Source organism: bacterium (assembly GCA_035371905.1).
Taxonomy (GTDB): Bacteria; Ratteibacteria; UBA8468; order B48-G9; family JAFGKM01; genus JAMWDI01.
In genome coordinates this window covers 1-3,769 of record DAORXQ010000137.1, presented here as the reverse complement: position 1 = coordinate 3,769, position 3,769 = coordinate 1, and the positions used below count along the sequence as shown (strand labels likewise).

Here is a 3,769-nt window from a genome sequence, read left to right as displayed (position 1 = left end):
GATACTATGAAAAGAGCAATGGCAAGACAGGCAGAAGTTGAAAGAGAAAGAAGAGCAAAAATTATAAATGCAGAAGGAGAGTTTCAGGCAGCACAAAAACTTAAAGAAGCAGCAGAAATTTTATCAGAAGTTCCAATGGCTATTCAATTAAGATATTTACAAACAGCCACAGAAATTGCAGCAGAAAAAAATTCAACTCTCGTTTTCCCTTTACCTCTTGAAATATTTAAGCATTTTATAAAAAAAGAAGAAGAGAAATAATTAAAAATGTCTGAATTTAAAAATATTGGAATTATTGGACTTGGCTTGATAGGTGGTTCCCTGGGACTTGACTTAAAAAAGAAAAAAATAGCAGAAAAAATTATTGGATATAGCAGAAAAAAGGAAACAATGGAAAAAGCAGTACAAATTAGAGCAATTGATATGTACTGTAAAAATCCCGAAGAATTAATTGAAAAAGTTGATTTTCTTATTCTTGCAACTCCAATAAGAACTATAGAAGAATATATTAAACTGATAAAAAAAGTTAAACCTGAAATTTTTTTTACTGATGTGGCAAGTGTAAAAAAAATTATTTGTGAAAAAGTTAAAAAAATTATTGGAGAAAAGACAAATTTTGTTGGTTCCCATCCAATATCTGGTTCTGAAAAAAGCGGTATAGATTTCATAAAAGAAGGTCTATTTGAAAATAAAACAGCCGTGATTACAATTACTGAAGAAACCAATAAAATTGCAAAAGAAAAAACAAAAAAAATATGGAAAAGTTTAGGAAGTAAAGTTTTTGAGATGAGTCCAGAAGAACATGATAGAATTCTTGGTTTTACCAGTCATTTACCTCATTTTTTAGTTTATTCCCTTCTTGCAACTGCTCAAAAAAATAAAAATATTTTAAAGGATTTTTTTGGTTCAGGTTTTCTTGATACAACAAGAATAGGAAAAAGTAATCCTCAAATGTGGTCGGAAATCTTTTTGTATAATAAAAAAAATATTTTACTCTGGATAAAAAAATTTGAAAAAGAAATGAAAAAATTAAAAAAACTAATAGAAAATAACAACATAGAGGATATAAAAAAATATTTAACCAAAAGTAAAAATTTCAGGGAAGATTTAGAATGAAAAAAAATAAGGTTTTTTCAAATTTAAAAAGAATTGTAATAAAAATTGGAACAAATGTTTTAACAACTGAAAGTAATCGTCTTGATACTTCTATAATTGAGCATATTGTTGAACAGATAAGTTATTTAGTAAAAAAAGAAAATAAAGAAATTATCATAGTCACTTCAGGAGCAATAGCTGCTGGAATGCAAATCCTTGGTTGGGAGAAAAGACCAAAAAAAATCAGTATGTTACAGGCTGCAGCAAGTGTTGGTCAGAGTCGTCTTATGAGAACTTATGAAAGATTATTCAGGGAAGAAGGTTTAAATGTAGGACAGATACTTCTAACAAGGGATGTGCTTACAATTCCAGAAAGAAGAGTTTATGCCAGAAATACACTTTTAACTTTACTCAAATATAAAGTTATACCTATTATAAACGAAAATGATAGTGTTGCAGTTGAAGAAATAAAATTCGGTGATAATGATATTCTGTCAAGTTATGTTGTAGATTTGATTGATGCTGATATATTGATAATACTTTCAGATGTGGATGGTGTTTTTACTAATGACCCAAAGAGAAATAAAGGGAAAATTATAAGAGAAATTATAGAAATAAATGAAATAGAAAACAAAATAAAAATTGGTTTACCATCAAAAAAGGGTACAGGAGGAATTAAAAGTAAGATAGAGGCGGCTAAATTTGTTACAGCAAATAATAAATACTGTGTCATTTTGAATGGAAAGAAAATAAATTGCATAAAGAAACTTTTTAGTGGAGAAAAAATAGGTACAATTTTTTATCCTTTAAAACGGAGTAAAAAATGGAGTGGAAAGACAGATTAATTGAAACAGTAAAATCAACAAAAGAAGCATCTTTTGAAATCGCAAAAATTACTGAAAAAGAAAAAAATATTTTTCTGGAAATATTATCTGAAAAAATTCTACAAAAAAAAGATGAAATAATAAAAGAAAATGAAAAGGATGTTAGAAATTGTATAAGGAGAAATTATTCAAATGCTTTTATTGATAGATTAAAAATTGATGAAAAAAGAATAAATAAAATGGTTAAATCAGTAAAGGATGTAATTTCTCTTCCCGACCCTGTTGGTCAAAAAATATGGGAAACAATAAGACCGAATGGATTAAAAATAGAAAAAATTAGAGTACCGATTGGAGTTATAGGAATTATTTATGAATCAAGACCTGATGTCACTGTTGAAGCAAGTATTTTATGTATTAAATCAGGTAATTCTGTAATTTTAAGAGGTGGTAAAGAGGCAAAAAATACAAATTTAAAACTTGTGGAGATAATCAAAGAATCATTAAGAGAATCTGAGATGTCTGAAAATATCGTAAACTTAATAACAACCGGCGGAAGAAAATCTGTAAAATATTTACTTAAACTCTATCAATATATTGACCTTATAATTCCAAGGGGAGGAGAATCATTAATAAAGACGGTCGTAGAAAATAGTTATATCCCTGTAATAAAACACTATGCGGGTGTCTGTCATACTTATGTTGATAAAGATGCAGATTTAGAAATGGCATGGAAAGTTGTCTTAAATGCAAAAGTACAAAGACCCGCAACATGTAATGCAACAGAAACACTTCTTGTTCATAAAGATATAGCAAAAAAATTTCTACCAAAGATGGCAGAAATTTTTAAAGAATATAAAGTTGAAATGAGGGGATGTGAAAAAACATTAGAGATTTTACCTGATATTAAAAGAGCAACAGAAATTGACTGGTATACAGAATATCTTGACCTTATAATCTCAATAAAAATTGTGAAAAATCTGGAAGAAGCGATTGAACATATAAACAAATATGGAACACATCATTCTGATTCAATAATTACCGAAAATGAAAAAGCAGCAGAGAAATTTTTAAAAGAAGTTGATTCAGCAGCAGTATATCACAATGCCTCAACAAGATTTACAGATGGAGGGGAATTCGGTCTTGGAGCAGAAATTGGAATAAGTACAGATAAAATACATGCAAGAGGTCCAATGGGATTAGAAGAGTTAACAACTTACAAATATATAATATATGGAAATGGACAGATCAGAGAATAAAAAAATAGGAATTTTTGGTGGAACTTTTGACCCAATTCATTATGGACATTTAATTATAGCAGAAAAGGCAAGAGAAGAATTTGAACTTGACTTTATTATTTTTATCCCTGCCGGAATTCCACCTCATAAAAAAAAAGTTTATGCTTCTCCCATAGATAGAAAAAACATGATAGAAATAGCGATAAAGGATAATAAATATTTCAAAGTTTCTGATATTGAAATATTAAAAAAAGAGAAAAGTTATACTTATGAAACAGTTATTTGGTTGAAAAAAGAATATCCAAATTCTGATTTTTTTTTGATTGTTGGAGAGGACTCTTTTTACGATATTCCAAACTGGTATAAAGCAAATGAACTTGTTAAAGAAGTTATATTCCTTGTAGCAAGAAGAAGTAACAAAATAGATATTTCAACAAATTTTCAAATAAATTATAGAATTATCAATTCTCCTTTTATTGATATTTCCTCTACTTACATAAGGAGTTGCATTTTTGAAAATAAATCAGTAAAATATTTAATTCCTGATGAAGTTATAGATTATATAAAAAAGAAAGGTTTATATTATGGTAGAGAAAATTATTGTAAATGCGGAAA

5 protein-coding genes are annotated in these 3,769 nt (G+C 27.9%); all 5 read left to right on the top strand.

The features are described 5' to 3' along the window. On the top strand, positions 1-261 hold a 261-nt coding region (locus PKV21_09610; protein HOM27742.1), incomplete at its 5' end, for a slipin family protein. Between the two features lie 6 nt (positions 262-267). Beyond that, positions 268-1,116: a prephenate dehydrogenase/arogenate dehydrogenase family protein gene (locus PKV21_09605; protein HOM27741.1), complete on the top strand. Its 849-nt coding sequence runs from the start codon at positions 268-270 to the stop codon at positions 1,114-1,116. Next, positions 1,113-1,940 carry a glutamate 5-kinase gene (proB, locus tag PKV21_09600; protein HOM27740.1) on the top strand — a complete coding sequence of 276 codons (828 nt, stop codon included), beginning with the start codon at positions 1,113-1,115 and terminating at the stop codon, positions 1,938-1,940. Before PKV21_09605 ends, proB begins: the two co-directional genes overlap by 4 nt. Next, a complete protein-coding gene (locus PKV21_09595; GenBank protein HOM27739.1) occupies positions 1,919-3,175 on the top strand; it encodes a glutamate-5-semialdehyde dehydrogenase in 1,257 nt (418 codons plus the stop codon). Before proB ends, PKV21_09595 begins: the two co-directional genes overlap by 22 nt. After that, a partial coding sequence (gene nadD / locus PKV21_09590; protein ID HOM27738.1) for a nicotinate-nucleotide adenylyltransferase occupies positions 3,156-3,769 on the top strand: 614 nt, incomplete at its 3' end. The genes PKV21_09595 and nadD, both read left to right, overlap by 20 nt.